The 17,557-nt window shown below is 73.9% G+C and carries 12 protein-coding genes and 1 pseudogene; 8 read left to right on the plus strand and 5 right to left on the minus strand.

Translation table 11 applies throughout. The annotated features are described in order from the left end of the window. Nucleotides 1–111 precede the first annotated feature (111 nt). Nucleotides 112–698, plus strand: a pseudogene (locus ACFXGI_RS01065) (RNA polymerase sigma factor). Here the strand turns inward: ACFXGI_RS01065 and ACFXGI_RS01070 are convergent. The 3 genes from ACFXGI_RS01070 to ACFXGI_RS01080 form a co-directional block, all read right to left on the minus strand. Next, entirely contained in the window at nt 625–1,593 is a 969-nt protein-coding gene (locus ACFXGI_RS01070; RefSeq protein ID WP_384701825.1) for a MerR family transcriptional regulator, read from the minus strand. The pseudogene ACFXGI_RS01065 and the gene ACFXGI_RS01070 sit on opposite strands and share 74 nt — an antisense overlap. Before the next feature lie 124 nt (nt 1,594–1,717). Then, nucleotides 1,718–3,106, minus strand: coding sequence for a cryptochrome/photolyase family protein (locus tag ACFXGI_RS01075; RefSeq protein ID WP_384701366.1), 1,389 nt, complete (start codon nt 3,104–3,106; stop codon nt 1,718–1,720). After that, complete coding sequence (locus ACFXGI_RS01080) at nt 3,103–4,743, minus strand: SDR family oxidoreductase (protein ID WP_384701369.1); 1,641 nt, start codon at nt 4,741–4,743, stop codon at nt 3,103–3,105. The genes ACFXGI_RS01075 and ACFXGI_RS01080 overlap by 4 nt, the downstream gene beginning before the upstream one ends. A 123-nt stretch (nt 4,744–4,866) precedes the next feature. Here ACFXGI_RS01080 and ACFXGI_RS01085 point away from each other — a divergent pair, with 123 nt between their 5' ends. The 3 genes from ACFXGI_RS01085 to ACFXGI_RS01095 all read left to right on the plus strand — a co-directional run bounded on the left by ACFXGI_RS01085 (nt 4,867) and on the right by ACFXGI_RS01095 (nt 7,281). Next, on the plus strand, nt 4,867–5,346 hold the full coding sequence (locus ACFXGI_RS01085) for an Lrp/AsnC family transcriptional regulator (protein WP_384701372.1): 480 nt from the start codon (nt 4,867–4,869) through the stop codon (nt 5,344–5,346). A 46-nt stretch (nt 5,347–5,392) separates the two neighbouring features. Further along, a complete protein-coding gene (locus ACFXGI_RS01090; RefSeq protein ID WP_384701375.1) occupies nt 5,393–6,070 on the plus strand; it encodes an HAD family hydrolase in 678 nt (225 codons plus the stop codon). A gap of 92 nt (nt 6,071–6,162) precedes the next feature. Beyond that, nucleotides 6,163–7,281 (plus strand): FAD-dependent oxidoreductase, encoded by a 1,119-nt coding sequence (locus ACFXGI_RS01095; RefSeq protein WP_384701828.1) that lies wholly within the window; start codon nt 6,163–6,165, stop codon nt 7,279–7,281. Here ACFXGI_RS01095 and mltG read toward each other — a convergent pair. Both mltG and ACFXGI_RS01105 read right to left on the minus strand, forming a co-directional pair. Beyond that, a complete protein-coding gene (mltG, locus tag ACFXGI_RS01100; protein WP_384701378.1) occupies nt 7,278–8,180 on the minus strand; it encodes an endolytic transglycosylase MltG in 903 nt (300 codons plus the stop codon). The genes ACFXGI_RS01095 and mltG overlap by 4 nt on opposite strands. A 63-nt stretch (nt 8,181–8,243) precedes the next feature. Further along, nucleotides 8,244–10,100 carry an ABC transporter ATP-binding protein gene (locus ACFXGI_RS01105; RefSeq protein ID WP_384701381.1) on the minus strand — a complete coding sequence of 619 codons (1,857 nt, stop codon included), beginning with the start codon at nt 10,098–10,100 and terminating at the stop codon, nt 8,244–8,246. A gap of 113 nt (nt 10,101–10,213) precedes the next feature. Between ACFXGI_RS01105 and ACFXGI_RS01110 the strand changes: the two genes are divergently transcribed. The 4 genes from ACFXGI_RS01110 (at nt 10,214) to ACFXGI_RS01125 (ending at nt 17,475) form a co-directional block, all read left to right on the plus strand. Then, nucleotides 10,214–10,675 carry a MarR family winged helix-turn-helix transcriptional regulator gene (locus ACFXGI_RS01110; RefSeq protein ID WP_384701384.1) on the plus strand — a complete coding sequence of 154 codons (462 nt, stop codon included), beginning with the start codon at nt 10,214–10,216 and terminating at the stop codon, nt 10,673–10,675. Nucleotides 10,676–10,742: 67 nt separating this feature from the next. Then, complete coding sequence (locus ACFXGI_RS01115) at nt 10,743–13,688, plus strand: FAD-binding and (Fe-S)-binding domain-containing protein (protein ID WP_384701387.1); 2,946 nt, start codon at nt 10,743–10,745, stop codon at nt 13,686–13,688. A 155-nt stretch (nt 13,689–13,843) separates the two neighbouring features. After that, nucleotides 13,844–15,697, plus strand: a complete 1,854-nt coding sequence (locus ACFXGI_RS01120; RefSeq protein ID WP_384701390.1) for an ABC transporter ATP-binding protein — start codon at nt 13,844–13,846, stop codon at nt 15,695–15,697. Then, the gene (locus ACFXGI_RS01125; protein WP_384701394.1) at nt 15,694–17,475 is read left to right on the plus strand and encodes an ABC transporter ATP-binding protein; all 1,782 of its coding nucleotides are present in this window, start codon (nt 15,694–15,696) and stop codon (nt 17,473–17,475) included. Before ACFXGI_RS01120 ends, ACFXGI_RS01125 begins: the two co-directional genes overlap by 4 nt. Nucleotides 17,476–17,557: the final 82 nt, after the last annotated feature.

Consider the following 17,557-nt stretch of genomic DNA (forward strand, 5'->3'; position numbering starts at 1 on the left):
GCCGGGCGGCGGGTTCCGGGTGGCGGGTGCCGGGTGCCGGTCGGGCTGGGCAAAATCGATGCGCAAACGCTGCGAGTGGCCGGTTCGGTGCGCGCTCGCGAGGCTCGGACCATGGACGAGGCCATGGACGAGAGGGAGCGCGAGGAGTACCTGGCGGCGGGCTTCGCAGCGGGCGACGAGCGGTGCGTGGAGGCCGTCTACCGGCGCTGGCGGCCGCGGTCCACTCGATCGCGTACCGGTGCCTGGGCGACGAGCGGGAAGCCGAGGACGTCACCCAGCAGGTCTTCCTGGCCTCCTGGCACGGCCGGCTCCGCTACCGGCCCGGCCCCGGCGGGCTCGGGGCCTGGATCACCGGCATCACCCGCCACAAGGTGGCGGACGCGCTGGAGGCGCGGACCCGGCGGACCCGGGCGGCCGCGGCCGCCGTACGCGCCTCCCCGGGTACGGCCGGCCCGCCCGGAGGTCCGGCGCTCCAGGAGGCGGAGCAGGTCCTGGACCGGGTACTGGTCCTCGGGGAGCTGGCCAGACTGCCTTCGGAGCAGCGGAGGGTGCTGCACCTCGCCTTCTACGGGGACCTGACCCAGACGCAGATCGCGGACCGCACGGGACTGCCGCTGGGCACCGTCAAGAGCCATATGCGGCGGGCTCTGCACCGGCTGCGCCGGTCCCTGCCCTCGGCCGAGCCAGCGACTCGATGACCGCGAGGCCCGAGCGCAGCCCGTACAGCCGCTCGGTGCGCGGCCCCCGCGCTTCCGCTCCCCAGCCGGGTCCGGCGAGCAGCAGCGCCGGACGGGCCCGGGCACCGCGCAGCCCCCACTCGATGCCGGCCACCGACCGGGCCAGCGCCGGGTCGGCGGTCGTACGGGACTGCGCCCACAGGACGACGCCGCGCGGGCCGGTACGCCGCACGGCGTCGTGCAGGGCTTCGGCGGGCAGGGCGGCCCCGAACATCCGGGCGGGCACGCCGCGCTGGCCGAGGGCCGCGGTCAGCGCCTCGATGGGGAGGCTGTGCTGCTCGCCGGGGACGCAGGCGAGGAGTACCGGCGGGCTCCGGGGCGGCTCGGGCAGGGGCCGGATCCGGTGCAGCGCCGCGGAGATCTGCCAGGACAGCAGGTGTTCGACCTCCACGTAGCGCTCCCCGGCGGTGGCCCACTTGCGGCCCACCGCGTGCAGGGTCGGTGCGATGACCTCTTCCCATGCCGTGACCAGGCCGTTCTCGGCCAGAGCCGCCTCCAGCAGCTCCGCCACGGTCGGCGCGTCCAGGCGTACGGCGGCCCGCGAGAGCCCCCGGCACTCCGGACGGACCGCCCCGAGCGGCAGGGCGTCGGGGCCGCCGGGTGTGGCCGGCGGCCCCGACGCTACGGCGCCGCGCGCTCCGGGGGCGCCGCCGAGCGCGGCCCGGGCCGCCTCGGCCGGCGGCACCCCGTCGGCGGTGAGCCGGCACATGAGCTCGAGGCGGGCGATGTCCCCCGGGGTCCAGCGGCGGTGCCGGCCGGGCTCGCGACGGGCCGGGCCGATCGCGTACCTGCGCTCCCAGGAGCGCAGCGTGGTCGGCGAGACCCCGAGGCGGCGGGCGACCGCGCCGGTGCTCAATGCGGCGGCGGGCCGGGGCGGGGGCTGGCGTGATCCCTGGGGCTGCGGGGGTGTCTGGGGCTGCGGGGGTGTCTGGGGCACGCGGTCCACCCGCTCACGATAGGGCTCCGGGGACGGGCCCGCCTCACTCCGTGTCACGTCCGCGCCGGAACCGGTCGAGCCCGTCGGCGAGTTCCACGATCGGGTCCGGGTAGGCGTAGCGGGCCCGCTCGGGCGCGGGCAGCCGCCAGGGCTCGTGCACCCTCGGTGCGTCCAGCCCGGCGAGCTCCGGCACCCAGCGGTGCACGAAGCGGCCCGCCGGGTCGTAACGCAGGCCCTGGCGCACCGGGTTGAGGACGCGGTTGGGCCGGGTGTCGGTGCCCGTCCCGGCCGCCCACTGCCAGTTGAGCTGGTTGTTGGCGAGGTCCCCGTCCACGAGGAGGTCCAGGAAGTACCGGGCGCCGATCCGCCAGTCCACGTAGAGGGTCTTGGTGAGGAAACTGGCGGTGAGCAGCCGGCCCCGGTTGTGCATCCAGCCCTCGTGGCGGAGCTGGCGCATGGCCGCGTCGACCACGGGGTAGCCGGTGCGGCCCTCCTTCCAGGCCTCGGTCTCCTCCTCGGCGTCCGCCCCGGTGCGCCAGTGGTCACGGCGGTCGCGGTAGTCCCGTACGGCGGTCTCGGGGCGGGCGGCGAGCACTTGGTGGTGGAAGTCGCGCCAGCAGATCTGCCGGACGAAAGCCTCGGCGCCGGGGTCCGCGGCGGGACCTGTGGCGGCGGTGCGGGCGCGGTGGACGGCCTCGGTGGGCGAGAGCGTGCCGAAGTGCAGGTGCGGGGAGAGCCGGGAGGTGGCGTCGCCGGCCAGGTCGTCGTGTGCGTCCGCGTAGCGGGAGAGGCCCGCCCGCAGCCAGCGCCTGAGGAGTTCGCGGGCCTCGTGCTCGCCGCCGCGGGCGAGGCCCGGGGAGACCCCGGTGACGTCCGCACGCCGCGGCAGCGGGTCGGATCCGATGCCCTCGGGTACGCGGACGGAGCGCGGCGCGGCGGCGACGGGGCGGGGCGGGAGTTCGGACCAGCGGCGGAAGTACGGGGTGAACACGGCGAAGTGGTCGGAGCCCGCGGGGAGTACGGCCCCGGGGGCGGCGACCGTGACCACCGCCTCGTGCACGTAGAGCCGCACGCCCTCGGCTTCGAGCGCGGCGCGCAGCCGTTCCTCGCGGGCCTGGGCGTAGCCGCTGACCCCGGCCGCCATGTGGACCTCGTCGGCGTCGCACTCCCGGACCAGGGCGCCGACTTCGGCGACGACGTCGCCGGAACGCAGCACCAGCCGGCCGCCGCGCTCGCGCAGTCCGGCGTCGAGGTCGGCCAGGCAGTCGGCGAGGAAGGCGAGCCGGTTGGGCGCGGCGAAACCGGCCGCGTCGACGGCCCGGTCCCGGACGAAGAGCGGCACCACCCGGTCGCAGGAGGAGAGGGCCGCGCGCAGCGGCGGGTGGTCGTGCAGGCGCAGGTCGGAGGTGTACAGGACCACCGCGACGTTCATGGGTTCTCTCGCTCCGCGTCGGGACCGGGGGGACGGCTGTCTTCGGGTACTTCGGAGGGTGCGGGCCGTTCGGATGCGGGCCGTTCGGATGGCGGCCGTTCGGATGCGGTGCCACGGGTCGCGGCGGCCTCGTCGTCCAGGCGGCGCGCGGCGCGGGCGATGTTGCGGGCCATCCCGCCGAAGACGATGGCGTGGAAGGGCGACACGCTCCACCAGTAGACATGGCCGAGCAGCCCGTGCGGATGGAACAGGGCCCGCTGCCGGTAGCGGGCGCCCGGTGCCCGGTCCGCCGGCGGGGACGGCGCCGGGTCCGCGCACATCTCCAGCCAGGCCAGCCCCGGAAGCCGCATCTCCGCGCGCAGCCGCAGCAGGCGGCCCGGTTCGATCTCCTCCACCCGCCAGAAGTCCAGGGAGTCCCCCACCCGCAGCCGGGCCGCGTCGCGCCGGCCGCGCCGGATGCCGACCCCACCGACGAGCCGGTCGAGCCATCCCCGTACGGCCCAGGCCAGCGGGAACGAGTACCAGCCGTTCTCCCCGCCGATGCCCTCCACCACCCGCCACAGCGCGGCGGGCGAGGCGTCGACCGCACGTTCGCGCCGGTCGGTGTAGAGGCTGCCGCCCGCCCAGTCGGGGTCGGTCGGCAGCGGGTCGCTGGGCGCACCGGGCAGGGAGGCGGAGGACCAGCGCGTGGTCACGTCCGCCTCGCGCACCTTCCGCAGGGCCAGGGACACGGCCCGGTCGATGCCGATCGGGGCGCCGGGCGGATCCGGTACGTACCGCGCGATGTCGTGCTCCGCGCACACGACCTCGTGGCGCAGGGACTCGGCGAGCGGCCGGGCCAGGGCCCGCGGCACGGGCGTGACCAGGCCGATCCAGTGGCTGGACAGCCGCGGGGTCAGCATCGGGACGCGCAGGATGAGCCGGTGGGGCAGGGAGGCGACGACCGCGTAGCGGCGCATCATCTCCTCGTACGTGAGCACGTCGGGGCCGCCGATGTCGAAGGCGCGGCTGACCTCGGGCGGCATGGCGGCACTGCCGACGAGGTAGCGCAGGACGTCGCGGACGGCGACGGGCTGGACGCGGGTGCCGACCCAGCTGGGGGTGACCATGACGGGGAGCCGTTCGGTCAGGTAGCGCAGCATTTCGAAGGAGGCCGAGCCGGAGCCGATGATGACGGCGGCGCGCAGGACGGTGGTCGGCACCCCGGAGGCGAGGAGGACCTCCCCGACCTCGGCGCGGGAGCGCAGGTGCGGGGACAGGTCGCGGACCGGGATCCCGGCCGGGGTGAGCCCGCCGAGGTAGACGATGCGGCGGACGCCGGCCGCGCGGGCCTGTTCGGCGAAGATACGGGCGGCCTGGCGGTCGCGGTCCTCGAATCCGGATCCGCCGGCGAGGGCGTGCACGAGGTAGTAGGCGACGTCGATTCCGTGCAGGGCCTCCGCGACGGACGCGGCGTCGGTGACGTCGCCGCGGACGATCTCCGTGCGCCCGGCCCACGGGTGGTCGCGCAGCTTCTCGGGGGACCGGGCCAGGCAGCGGACACGGTGTCCGGCGTCGAGGAGCTCGGGCACCAGGCGGCCTCCGATGTAGCCGGTGGCCCCGGTGACCAGGCAGTGCAGACCGGTGGTGGCCTTCATCGCTCTCTCCGTTCCTCGCCGTTGCTCGACGTGTACCCGTAAGGGCATTCCGGCGGACCGCCGCCCGCGGATGCACCGGTCCGCCGGAAAGGCACCTCTCTGGGCCATTGGTACAGTCGCGGCATGGCGGTGGACGAGCTCGACACCCGGATCCTGCGTCTGCTGATCGAACAGCCGCGCACCAGCGTCCGCGAGTACGCCCGGATCCTCGGGGTCGCGCGCGGCACCCTGCAGGCCCGGCTGGACCGGCTGGAGCGCATCGGGGTGATCACCGGAACCGGTCCCGTCCTCTCCCCCGCGGCGCTCGGGCATCCGGTGCTGGCCTTCGTGCACATCGAGGTCACGCAGGGGCACCTGGACGAGGTCGGCGAGGCACTGGCCGCCGTACCCGAGATCATCGAGGCCTTTTCCATCACCGGCGGCGGGGATCTGCTGACCCGGGTGGCGGCCCGGGACAACGCGCATCTCGAGGACGTGATCCAGCGGCTGATCCGGCTGCCGGGTGTGGTCCGCACCCGTACGGAGGTGGCGCTGCGCGAGCGCGTCGCACACCGGCTGCTGCCGCTGGTGGAGTCCGTGGGACGAGCGGCGCGCAAACCCTGACAGGATGGCTGGGACAGGTACGTAACCGGCAGGACGGGCAGAGCGGATGATTTCCGTCATATTCGATCTCGACGGCACCCTCGTGGACAGCGAGCCGAACTACTACGAGTCCGGTCGCCGCACCCTGGCGCGGCACGGCGTCCCCGATTTCACCTGGGAGCAGCACGCGCGCTTCATCGGCATCGGCACCCTGGAGACGCTGGAGATCCTCAGGGACCGGTACGGGATCCAGGCCCCGGTGGAGCAGCTGCTGGCCGAGCAGAACGCCGCGTACCTGGAGCTGGCCCGGAACGGGACCGAGGCCTTCCCCGAGATGCGGAAGTTCGTGGAGAGGCTGCACGCGGAGGGGGTCCCGATGGCGGTGGCGTCCGGATCCTCGCGCGAGGCGATCGACGCGGTGCTGGCGGGGACGGGCCTGGACGCGCTGCTGACCACGGCGGTCTCCGCCGAGGAGGTGGCGCACGGCAAGCCCGCCCCCGACGTGTTCCTGGAGGCGGCCCGCCGCCTCGGCGCGGACCCCGCCGACTGCGTGGTCGTCGAGGACGCGGCCCCGGGCGCCCGGGCGGCCCACGCGGCCGGGATGGCCTGCGTGGCGATCCCGTACGTGCCTGCCACGGCCCACGACCCGGCCTTCACCGGCGCCGGCCTGATGTTCCGCGGCGGCCAGCGCGATTTCAGCGCGGAGGCGGCCTACGACTGGCTCTGCGAACACCCGGCCGCCTAGAGGGTGTCTTGCCGATCAGGCCGGGCCCGATCCACAAGGCACCCCCGGGGAAGATCTCGCCGGGGCGGCGGGTTGGTAGAACCGTGAACGAAATGGTGCGGGGTGCGGGGGACGTCGACGTGGTGGTCGTCGGGGCCGGGCAGGCGGGATTGTCCAGTGCCTACCACCTGGCGCGGGCCGGGATCGGGCACGTGGTGCTCGACCACGCACCGCACCCCGGCGGCGCGTGGCAGTTCCGCTGGCCCTCGCTCACGTACGGCAAGGTGCACGGGATGCACGCGCTGCCGGGCATGGAGCTCACGGGCGCCGACCCGCTGCGACCTTCCTCGGCGGTGATCGGGGAGTACTTCGCGGCGTACGAGGAGCGGTTCGGGCTGCGGGTACGGCGCCCCGTGGACGTCTCGGCCGTACGGGACGGGGGCGACGGGCAGCTGCGGGTGGAGACCTCGGCCGGGATCTGGTCCGCGCGGGCGCTGATCAACGCGACCGGGACCTGGGACCGGCCGTTCTGGCCGGGCTACCCGGGTCAGGAGACGTTCCGGGGCCGCCGGCTGCACACCGCGAACTACCCGGGGCCGCAGGAGTTCGCCGGGGCCCGGGTGGTCGTGGTGGGCGGCGGCACCTCGGCGGTGCAGCACCTGCTGGAGATCGCGGAGGTGGCGTCGGAGACCACCTGGGTGACCCGTCGGCCCCCGGTGTTCCGCGACGGGAGCTTCGGCGAGGCCGAGGGCCGGGCCGCGGTGGCCCTGGTCGACGAGCGGGTGCGCCGGGGGCTGCCGCCGCAGAGCGTGGTCAGCGTGACCGGGCTCCCGCTGAACGAGGCCGTCCGGGCCGGGCTGGCCTCCGGAGTGCTGGACCGGCAACCGATGTTCGACCGGATCACGGCGACCGGTGTCGCCTGGGCGGACGGACGGCAGGTGGAGGCCGATGTGATCCTGTGGGCCACCGGGTTCCGCGCCGCCATCGAGCACCTGGCGCCGCTGCACCTGCGCGAGACCGGCGGCGGCATACGGGTCGAGGGCACCCGCGCGGTCCGCGACGAGCGCATCCACCTGGTCGGCTACGGCCCGTCGGCGTCGACGATCGGCGCCAACCGCGCCGGAGGCGCCGCGGTCCGCGAGATCCGCCGCCTGCTGGCCCGCGGCACCGAGGCCGCGGACCGTACGGACGGCACCGAAGGCGTGCTCGAACCGGCCGCCGCCCCGGCCTAGCCGGCGCGGGAGCCCGCCCGGGCGTGCCCGGCCGCCGCGTCGCTGGTCCCCGAACCCGACCCCGTACCTGCGCCGGCGCCGGCACGGATCCGGTTGAACTCGGCGACGTGCTTCTTGTGCTCCTCGTACGTCGCCGAGAAGCGGGTGTCCCCCGGCTTCACGGTGACGAAGAACAGCCAGTCGCCCGGGGTCGGCGCGACGGCCGCGGCCATCGACTCCAGGCCCGGGCTGTCGATCGGGGTCGGCGGGAGTCCTTGGCGCTCATAGGTGTTGAAGGGGCTGTCGATCCGGGTCTCGCTCAGCTTGGTGTCCACCGTGCTGCGGTTCAGCGCGTAGTTGATGGTGGAGTCCATCTGGAGGGGCATCGAGCGCGCCAGCCGGTTGTGCACGACCCGGGCGACCTTGCCCCGGTCGGTGCGGGACTCGGCTTCCGCCTCGATGATGCTGGCGAGCGTGGCCGTCTGATACGGGGTCATCCCGTGTGCCTTGGCGCCATCGGCGACGGCCTTGGTCGCCAGCTTCCGGTTCGCCGTGTCCACCATGTACGCGAGCAGGGTGGCCGGGGTGGACTCGGAGGTCACGGGGTACGTCGCCGGGAACAGGAAGCCTTCCGGATTGCCCTTCGCCTCCGCGGGCAGGGGCAGTGCGGCCGTGGGCACGGCCGCCTTGGTGGACCCGGCGGGGAGTTTCAGCTCGCGGTCGATCGCGGCGTACACCTGGGGTGTCCGCCAGCCCTCCGGGATGGTCAGCCGGCGCGGCTTCTCGGGGGCTCCCCCGCTCCGCAGCAGCGGAAACAGGGCGGCCACGCCGATGGCGAGCAGCATGCCGAGGAAGAACGCCAGACGGCCCCGGCGGGTGAGCCGGGAGCGACGCCGTGGCGGCTGGTACTCATGGCGCATGCGGGCACGCTAACCCGCGAAGCGCCACATTCCCGGCATCACGCCCGGGCATCGGTCATACGATCACACTTTTACCGGTGCGGGGTGTACGACCGCCTCCGGCGTGAGCGCGGCTTCCCGGTCCCGGCGGACCAGGGCCGCGTACCGGCCGTCGGCCTCCAACAGCTCCTCGTGCGTACCGCGCTCGGCGATGCACCCCTCGTCCAGGACGACGATCTGGTCGGCGTCGCGGACGGTGGAGAGACGGTGCGCGATGGTGATCGTGGTGCGGCCCTGGGAGAGGTTGTCGATGGCCCGCTGCACGGCATGCTCCGTGCGGGTGTCGAGCGCGCTGGTGGCCTCGTCGAGGATCAGCACCGGCGGGTCGCGCAGGATCGTGCGGGCGATGGCGAGGCGCTGCTTCTCTCCTCCGGAGAAGCGGTATCCGCGCTCGCCGACGAGGGTGTCGTACCCGTCGGGCAGGGACTCGATGTGCTCGTGGATCTGGGCCGCGCGGGCCGCCTCGGCTATCTCTTCGTCGGTGGCGTCCGGCTTGGCGAAGCGGAGGTTGTCGGCGACGGAGGCGTGGAAGAGGTACGTCTCCTGGGAGACCACGCCGATGGAGCGGGCGAGCGAGTCGAAGTCGAGATCGCGGACGTCCACCCCGTCGAGGGCGACCCGGCCGCCGGTGACGTCGTAGAGCCGGGGCACCAGGTAGCTCAGCGTGCTCTTGCCGGAGCCGGTGGGGCCGACCACGGCGAGCGAGCCGCCGGCCGGGACGGTGATGTCGATCCCCGTCAGGGTGGGCCCGTGCTTGGCGTCGTACGCGAAGTGCACGTCCTCCAGCCGGACCTCGCCCCGCGCCCGCTCCAGGCGTACCGGGTCCGCGCGCTCGGTGATGTCCACCGGCAGGTCGAGGTACTCGAAGATGCGGCCGAACAGGGCGAGCGAGGTCTGGATCTGCACGCCGGTCGACAGGAGGCTCACGGCGGGCCGGAACAGGCCCTGCTGGAGCGTGACGAAGGCGACGAGGGTGCCGACCGACAGCGAGGGGGCGCCCGGCCGGAGGGTCATGCCCGCGGCCCAGTAGATGAGCGCGGGCATGGCGGCCATGACGATGCCGATGGTGGACATCCGCCAGCGTCCGGCCATGCTGGAGCGCACCTCGAGATCGACGAGCTTCTCGGACTCGTCGGAGAAGGACCGGGTCAGCGAGTCGGCGCGGCCCATGGTGCGACCGAGCAGGATGCCGCTCACCGACAGCGACTCGGTGACCGTCGCGGCCATGGCGGCCATCTGCTTCTGCCGCTTGAGGGTGATCTTCTTGCGCTCGCGGCCCACACGCCGGCTGATCCACACGAACACGGGCAGCAGGAGCAGCGAGACGAGGGTGAGCCGCCAGTCGAGCGCGAGCATCGCGACGATGGAGGCGATCACCGCCGTCAGGTTGGAGACGAGCGAGGTCGCGGTGGAGGTGACGGTCGCCTGCATGCCGCCGATGTCGTTGGCTATGCGGGACTGCACCTCGCCGGTCCGGGTGCGGGTGAAAAAGGCCAGCGGCATCCGCTGGAGCTGGGCGTAGACGGCGGTGCGCAGGTCGTGCATGACGCGCTGGCCGACGGTGGTGGAGATCAGCGTCTGCAGCACGCCGAAGACGCTGGTGACGACCGCGGTGAGGATCATGCCGAGCGCGAGCAGGCTGAGCAGCCCGGTGCGCCCCTGCGGGATGGCGACGTCCAGGATCTCCTTCAGCAGGAACGGCGAGGCCACCGCCACCAGCGAGGAGGCGCAGACGAGCAGCCCCACGACGGCGAGGCGGCCGCGGTAGGGGCGGAACAGGCCCACGATGCGGCGCAGCTCACGCGGCTGCTCCGCGGGGGCGGGCCGGTCGGGGTCGAGGGCTTCTTTCGATGGGATCCATTTCGGCTCTTCGGGGCGCATGGGCCTCCTTCTGGCGGGACCTGTCTGAGTACCAGACCTGATGAGACTCGAATGAGCATAGCTCATTGTTACCTATGCTCACAATGAACGTGGTCCTGGTACTGTTTCCCAGTATGAGGACCGCTTCCGAAACCGACAGCACGGACGGCGTGCTCGCCGAGCAGCTGCTGCGGCTGACCCGCCGGCTCCACCGCATCCAGAAGCACCATCTGGAACCGCTCGGCATCACCCCAGCCCAGAGCCGGCTGCTGCGCCTCGTCTCGCACTACGACGGTGACCGGCCGCCCCGGATGGCGGACCTCGCCGCCCGCCTGGAAGTCGTGCCCCGCGCCGTGACCACGCTGGTGGACGGCCTGGAGGCCGCCGCATGCGTGCGCCGCGCGCCCGATCCGGCGAACCGACGGGTCATAAGGATCGAGCTGACCGACACGGGCCGCGCCACGCTGCGCCGGCTGCGCAACGCGCGAACCGACGCGGCAGAGGAGATCCTGGCTCCGTTGACCGCCGAACAGCGCGAGGTGCTCGGCGGCCTGCTGAACGCTCTGACGGACGCCCCGCTGGAGGGCAGCTGCTGAGTAGGCCGCTCCGGGGCCGGCAGAGGGTTCCGCGGACTGGGCCGAACGAGTAGTCGAGGGGTCGCGCATGCCGCTGCTGGAACCGAAGCCCGGGGCCCTGCGGCCGCACGGCGTCACCGGCCCCGCCCCCGACCGGGTCCGCGACCACCACGCCGACGGCACCCCGGAGCCGCTGCGCACCGATCTGACGGAGCTGCTGGGCGCCGACAAGGTGCTGTGGAAGGTCTCCGACCTGGTCCGCTACGCCTCCGACGCCTCGCCGTACCGGTTCCTGCCGCAGGTGGTGGTGGTCGCCGAGGACATCGACGACGTCTCCGCGGTCCTCTCGTACGCGCACGGCCGCGGCCGTGAGGTCGTCTTCCGTGCCGCCGGCACCTCGCTGAACGGCCAGGCCCAGGGCGAGGACATCCTGGTCGACGTACGCCGCCACTGGTCCGGCGTCGAGGTGCTGGACGAGGGCCGCCGCGCCCGGATCCGGCCCGGCACCACCGTGGCGCGGGCCAATGCCGCGCTCGCCCGGCACGGCCGCGTCCTCGGCCCCGATCCGGCGAGCGCCGTCGCCTGCACGCTCGGCGGGGTCGTCGCCAACAACGCGTCCGGCATGACCGCGGGGACCACGAGGAACTCGTACCGCACCCTCTCCTCCCTCACCTTCGTGCTGCCCGGCGGGACCGTCGTGGACACCGCCGACCCGTCGGCGGACGAGGAGCTGGCGCGCGCGGAACCGGCGCTGTGCCGCGGACTGATGCAGATCAAGCGGGAGATCGAGGCCGACCCGGAGCTCGTCGCGCGGATCCGGTCCAAGCACGAGATCAAGAACACCACCGGCTACCGCCTCGACGCGTACCTGGACGGCGCCGGCCCCGTCGAGATCCTGCGCGGGCTGATGGTCGGCTCGGAGGGCACCCTCGGCTTCATCGCCGAGGTCGTCTTCGACACCGTTCCGCTGGACCGCGAGCTCACCAGCGCGCTGCTCTTCTTCCCCTCGCTGCCCGCCGCGGCCGCCGCCGTACCGCTGTTCAACGAGGCGGGCGCCCTCGCGGTGGAGGTCATGGACGGCAACACCCTGCGCGCCTCGGTCAGCGTCGAGGGCGTCCCCGCCGACTGGGCCGGGCTGCCGAAGGACACCACCGCCCTGCTGGTGGAGTTCCGCGCCCCGGACGAGGCGGGCCGCGCGCAGTACGAGCGCCGCGCCGCCGAGGTCCTCGCCGGGCTGGACCTGGTCGCTCCGGCGGCCTCGATCACCAATGCGTTCACCCGCGACACCAAGACGATCAACGGGTACTGGAAGGCCCGCAAGGCCTTCGTCACCGCCGTCGGCGGAGCCCGCGCCCCCGGCACCACCCTGATCACCGAGGACTTCGCGGTGCCGCCCTCCCGGCTGGCCGAGGCCTGCGAGGCGCTCCTCGCGCTCCAGGCCGAGCACGGCTTCGACGCGGCCGTCGCCGGCCACGCGGCCCACGGCAACCTGCACTTCCTGCTCGCCTTCGACGCGGCGAAGCCCGCCGACGTGGAGCGGTACGGGGCCTTCATGGACGCGTTCTGCCGGCTGACGGTGGAGCGGTTCGACGGCTCGCTGAAGGCCGAGCACTCCACCGGCCGCAACATGGCCCCCTTCCTGGAACTGGAGTGGGGGCCCAAGGCCACCGAGCTGATGTGGCGCACGAAGCGGGTCGTGGACCCGGACGGGCTGCTCGCCCCGCGCATCCTCCTCGACCGCGATCCGGCGGCCCATCTGCGCGGGCTGAAGACGATCCCGCACGTCGAGGCGGTGGCCGATCCGTGCATCGAGTGCGGCTTCTGCGAACCGACCTGTCCCAGCGAGGACCTGACGACCACGCCCCGCCAGCGGATCGTGCTGCGCCGGGAGATGATGCGCCAGCAGCCGGGATCCCGGGTGCTGGACGGCCTGCTCGACGCCTACGGCCACGACGCCGTGGACACCTGCGCGGGGGATTCCACCTGCAAGCTGGCCTGTCCCGTCGGCATCGACACGGGCGCGCTGATGCGGGAGTTCCGCCACCGCCGGCACAGCCCGCGCGAGGAGCGCGCCGCCGAGCTCGCCGCGCAGCGGTTCAAGGCCGTGGAGAGCGCCGCCCGGCTGGCCGTGGCCGCCGCCGACAAGCTGGTCGACCGGCTGCCCGACCCGGTCGGGGACCGGCTGCTGGAGACGGTCACCGGGGCCGCCCGCAAGGCGGTACGGCCCGACCTGGTGCCGAAGTGGCTGCCGCAGCTCCCCGGCGCCGCGGGGAAACTGCCCCGCACCGAGCGGGTGGGCGCGGCGGCGGTGTACTACCCGGCGTGCGTGAACCGGATCTTCCGCGGCCCCGGGGGCCGGCCCGGCCCCTCGCTGCCCGAGGCCGTGGTGGCGGTGTCGGAGCGGGCCGGGAAGCCGGTGTGGATCCCCGGCGATGTCGCGGGCACCTGCTGCGCGACGATCTGGCACTCGAAGGGGTACGAGGCGGGGAACCGGGTGATGGCCAACCGGATCGTGGAGGCCGCCTGGGGCTGGACCGCCGGCGGGCGGCTGCCGCTGGTGGTCGACGCCTCCTCGTGCACGCTGGGCATCGCGCACGAGGTGGTCCCGTTCCTGACGGACGACAACCGGGCGCTGCACGCGGAGCTGACGGTCGTCGACTCCCTCGTGTGGGCGGCGGACGAGCTGCTCGCGCACCTGGAGATCCGGCGCACGGTCGGCTCGGCCGTGCTCCATCCGACCTGCTCCATGCACCACTTGGGCGACGTGGCGCAGCTGCGGGCGGTGGCCGAGGCCTGCGCGGCGGAGGTGGTGGTTCCGCAGGATGCGGGCTGCTGTGCCTTCGCCGGCGACCGGGGCATGCTGCATCCGGAGCTGACGGCCTCGGCGACGGAGCGCGAGGCGGCGGAGGTGACCTCGCGGGCGTTCGACGCGCATCTGTCGGCGAACCGGATGTGCGAGGTGGGCATGGACCGGGCCACCGGCCGCAGTTACCACTCGGCGTTGCTGGAACTGGAGTGGGCCACTCGCCCTTGACGTCCGGGTACGAGGCGTTGACCTGGCGGTTTGCGTCAGCCCGAGCCGCACATCCCGTCGTGTGAGGCCCTGGCCAACGCAAAATCGATTGCCCGGGACCGGTCCGGAAGGCGAACCTTGCTCGGTTTGAACCACTCGACCAGTCATGAGGCGTCATGCAGATCAGCGATCTTCCGTATCCGGACCCCGGAGCACCCGACGCCCGCTCCGGCCCGCGCTTTCTCGTGTGGCTGGGGCTCGGCCAACTCGGCGGACAGGCCAAAAGCCTGTGCTGGGGACTGGTGCACTTCGGCGGCGTCGCCGGGCTGCCGTACGCGGTGGGCATGGGAGTCGAGGCGGTCGTGCAGCGCGACGGCACCCGGCTCCTGCTGGTCGGCGCGCTGCTGGCACTGATCGGCGTCGCCATCTCGGTCGGCGACGCGATGCTCCACCGGACCGCCGTCACCAACTGGATCACGGCCGCCGCGCGGGTGCAGCAGCTGCTCGCCCGCAAGACCGCCGAGCTGGGCTCCGCCCTGACCCGGCGGGTCGCGGCGGGCGAGGTGGTCGCGGTCTCCACGGGCGACGTGGAGAAGATCGGCTGGTTCGTCGAGGCGGTCTCCCGCTTCCTCGCCGCCGCCTTCTCCGTCGTCGCCATCTGCGTCGGCCTGCTGTTCTACGCGCCCTCGATCGGCGTGGTCGTCGCGATCGGCGTCCCCGTGCTGGCCCTGTCCGTGCTGCCGCTGCTGCCGCGTGCCACCCGGCGCGCCGACATCCAGCGCGAGAAGGCCGGCAAGGCCACCGAACTGGCCTCCGACACCGTCGCCGGCCTGCGGGTGCTGCGCGGCATCGGCGGCGAGGAGCTGTTCCTGGGCCGCTATCGCGAGGCCTCGCAGGAGGTCCGCAAGGCCGCCGTGCGCAGCGCCCGGATGTGGGCGCTGATCTCCGCGATCCAGGTGCTGCTCCCGGGCGCCCTGCTGATCACCGTGGTCTGGTACGGCTCCGGGCTCGTGCTCGACGGCCGCCTCGCGGTCGGTGAACTCGTCGCCGCCTTCAGCGCGGTGGCCACGATGCTCTACCCGCTGCGGCACTTCGAGGAGATCGCCATGGCGTACTCCTTCTCCCGGCCCTCCGCCGCGCGGGCGGCGCGGGTGCTGTCGCTGAGGCGTACGGACGCCCCCGAGCCGGAAGCGGCGCAGGCCCGGATCCCCGGGACTCCGGCGCCGGGCGGAGACCTGTACGACCCCGCGACGGGACTGCTGGCCCCGACGGGCCGGTTCACCGCCGTGGTCTGCGGGGACCCGGACCTGGCGGGCAGGCTCGCCGAGCGTCTCGGCGGGCATCCGGCGGACGACGGCCCGGCGTCCGAGCGGGTCTCGGTGCTGCTGGGCGGGGTCGCGCTGGACGAGCTGGCACTGGACACCGCGCGCACGCTGGTCCTCGTACAGGACAAGGACCCGGTGCTGCTGTCCGGAACGCTGCGCGAGCTGTTCGCCGTACCGGCGTCCGGAGCGGTCGAGCCCGGGGCGGCGCTGGCCGCCGCCCAGTGCACGGACGTCCTGGACGCGCTGCTGCAGTCGGCGCCGGACGGTGTGGACGACCCGATGGACGCGCGGATCACCGAGCGCGGCCGGTCGCTCTCCGGCGGGCAGCGGCAGCGGCTCGCGCTGGCGCGGTCCCTGGCCACCGACCCGGAGGTGCTGGTGCTGGACGAGCCGACCTCGGCCGTCGACTCACACACCGAGGCGCGGATCGCGGACGGGATCAGCGCCCTGCGCGCCGGGCGGACGACGGTGGTACTGGCCTCCTCGCCGCTGCTCCTGGACCGCGCCGACCGGGTGGTCCTGATCCACGAGGGCGCGGTCGCCGCGACGGGTACGCACCGCGAACTGCTGCACGGCGAACCGCTCTACCGGGCGGTCGTCACCCGCGAGACCGACGAGGAACAGCGGGTGGCCCCCATCGAACTGACCCGGCTGGAAGAAGACCGGCTGGAAAAGGCACTGACAGAGATCGAGGAATCCGCATGATCGGCGTGGCGCCGCCGCAATACGATCCGGCGGCCCCCTCATCGGCCGCCACCCTGCCCGTGGGCACGCCGGCGACCGTACGGGGCTACGTGCGCGGCCTGTTCCGCCGCCACCGGCGGGCCTTCGTGGTGCTGGTGACGGTCAACGCGGCCGCGGTGACGGCCTCCATGGTCGGCCCGTACCTCCTGGGCCGGGTCGTGGACCAGCTGGCGGCGGGGGCGCGCGAGCTCCATCTTGGGCGCGTGGCCCTGCTGTTCGCGCTGGCCCTCGTCGCCCAGACCTTCTTCGTCCGGCTGGTCCGGCTGCGCGGCGCGATGCTCGGCGAGGAGATGCTGGCCGACCTTCGCGAGGACTTCCTGGTGCGGTCCGTGGGCCTTCCCCCGGGCGTGCTGGAGCGAGCCGGCACCGGTGACCTGCTGTCGCGGATCACCACCGACATCGACCGGCTGGCCAACGCGATGCGCGAGGCCGTGCCGCAGCTGGCCATCGGCGTGGTCTGGGTCGCGCTGCTCTTCGGGGCGCTCACGGTGACCGCGCCGCCGCTGGCCCTGGCCGCGCTGGTGGCACTGCCGGTGCTGGTGGTCGGCTGCCGCTGGTACTTCCGGCGGGCGCCGTCGGCGTACCGCTCCGAGGCGGCCGGGTACGCGGCGGTCTCGGCCGTGCTCACCGAGACGGTGGACGCCGGGCGCACCGTGGAGGCGCACCGCCTCGGCCCGGACCGGATCGCGCTGTCGGAGCGGCGGATCAAGGAGTGGACTGCGTGGGAGCGGTACACGCTGTACCTGCGGACGATCCTCTTCCCCGTCATCAACGTCACCTTCGTGACGATCCTCGGCTCCGTGCTGATGATCGGCGGCTACTGCGTGCTGCAGGGCTGGATGTCCGTGGGCCAGCTGACCACCGGCGCGCTGCTGGCGCAGATGATGGTCGACCCGATCGGCCTGATCCTGCGCTGGTACGACGAGCTGCAGGTCGCCCAGGTCTCGATCGCCCGCCTGGTGGGCGTACGGGAGATCGAGCCGGACGCGGGGGACGCGGGCGTCTCCCCGGAGGGGCGTGCCGTACGGGCCGACGAGGTGCGCTTCGGCTACCGGGAGGGCGTGGACGTGCTGCACCAGGTGTCCATGTCCGTGCCGCCGGGCACCCGGATGGCACTGGTCGGCCCCTCGGGCGCGGGCAAGTCCACGCTGGGCCGGCTGCTGGCCGGCATCTACGCGCCGCGGACCGGCGAGGTCACCCTCGGCGGGGCGGAGCTGTCGCGGATGCCCGCGGAGCGGGTGCGCGAGCAGGTGGCGCTGGTCAACCAGGAGCACCACGTGTTCGTGGGCTCGCTGCGGGACAACCTGCGGCTGGCCCGCACCGGGGCCGGTGACGCCGAGCTGTGGGCGGCGCTGGGCGCGGTGGACGCGGACGGCTGGGCCCGGGCGCTGGAGACCGGTCTGGACACCGAGGTGGGCTCGGGCGGTACGGCGCTGACCCCGGCGCAGGCACAGCAGATCGCGCTGGCCCGGCTGGTGCTGGCCGACCCGCACACGCTGGTGCTGGACGAGGCCACCTCGCTGCTGGACCCGCGGGCCGCACGGCACCTGGAGCGCTCGCTGGCCCGGGTGCTCGACGGCCGTACCGTGATCGCGATCGCCCACCGGCTGCACACCGCACACGACGCGGACGTGATCGCGGTGGTCGAGGGCGGCCGGATCAGCGAACTGGGCTCGCACGACGAGCTTGTCGCTGCGGACGGCGCGTACGCGGCGCTCTGGCGCTCCTGGCACGGCTGACCGGCCCGCACCGCCTGTCGTACGAGGCCCCGGCCCCCCGCTGACCTGCGGGGGGGGGGCCGGGGCCTTCGCCGTGCCGGAG

This window comes from Streptomyces sp. NPDC059355, from assembly GCF_042752335.1.
Lineage (GTDB): Bacteria > Actinomycetota > Actinomycetes > Streptomycetales > Streptomycetaceae > Streptomyces.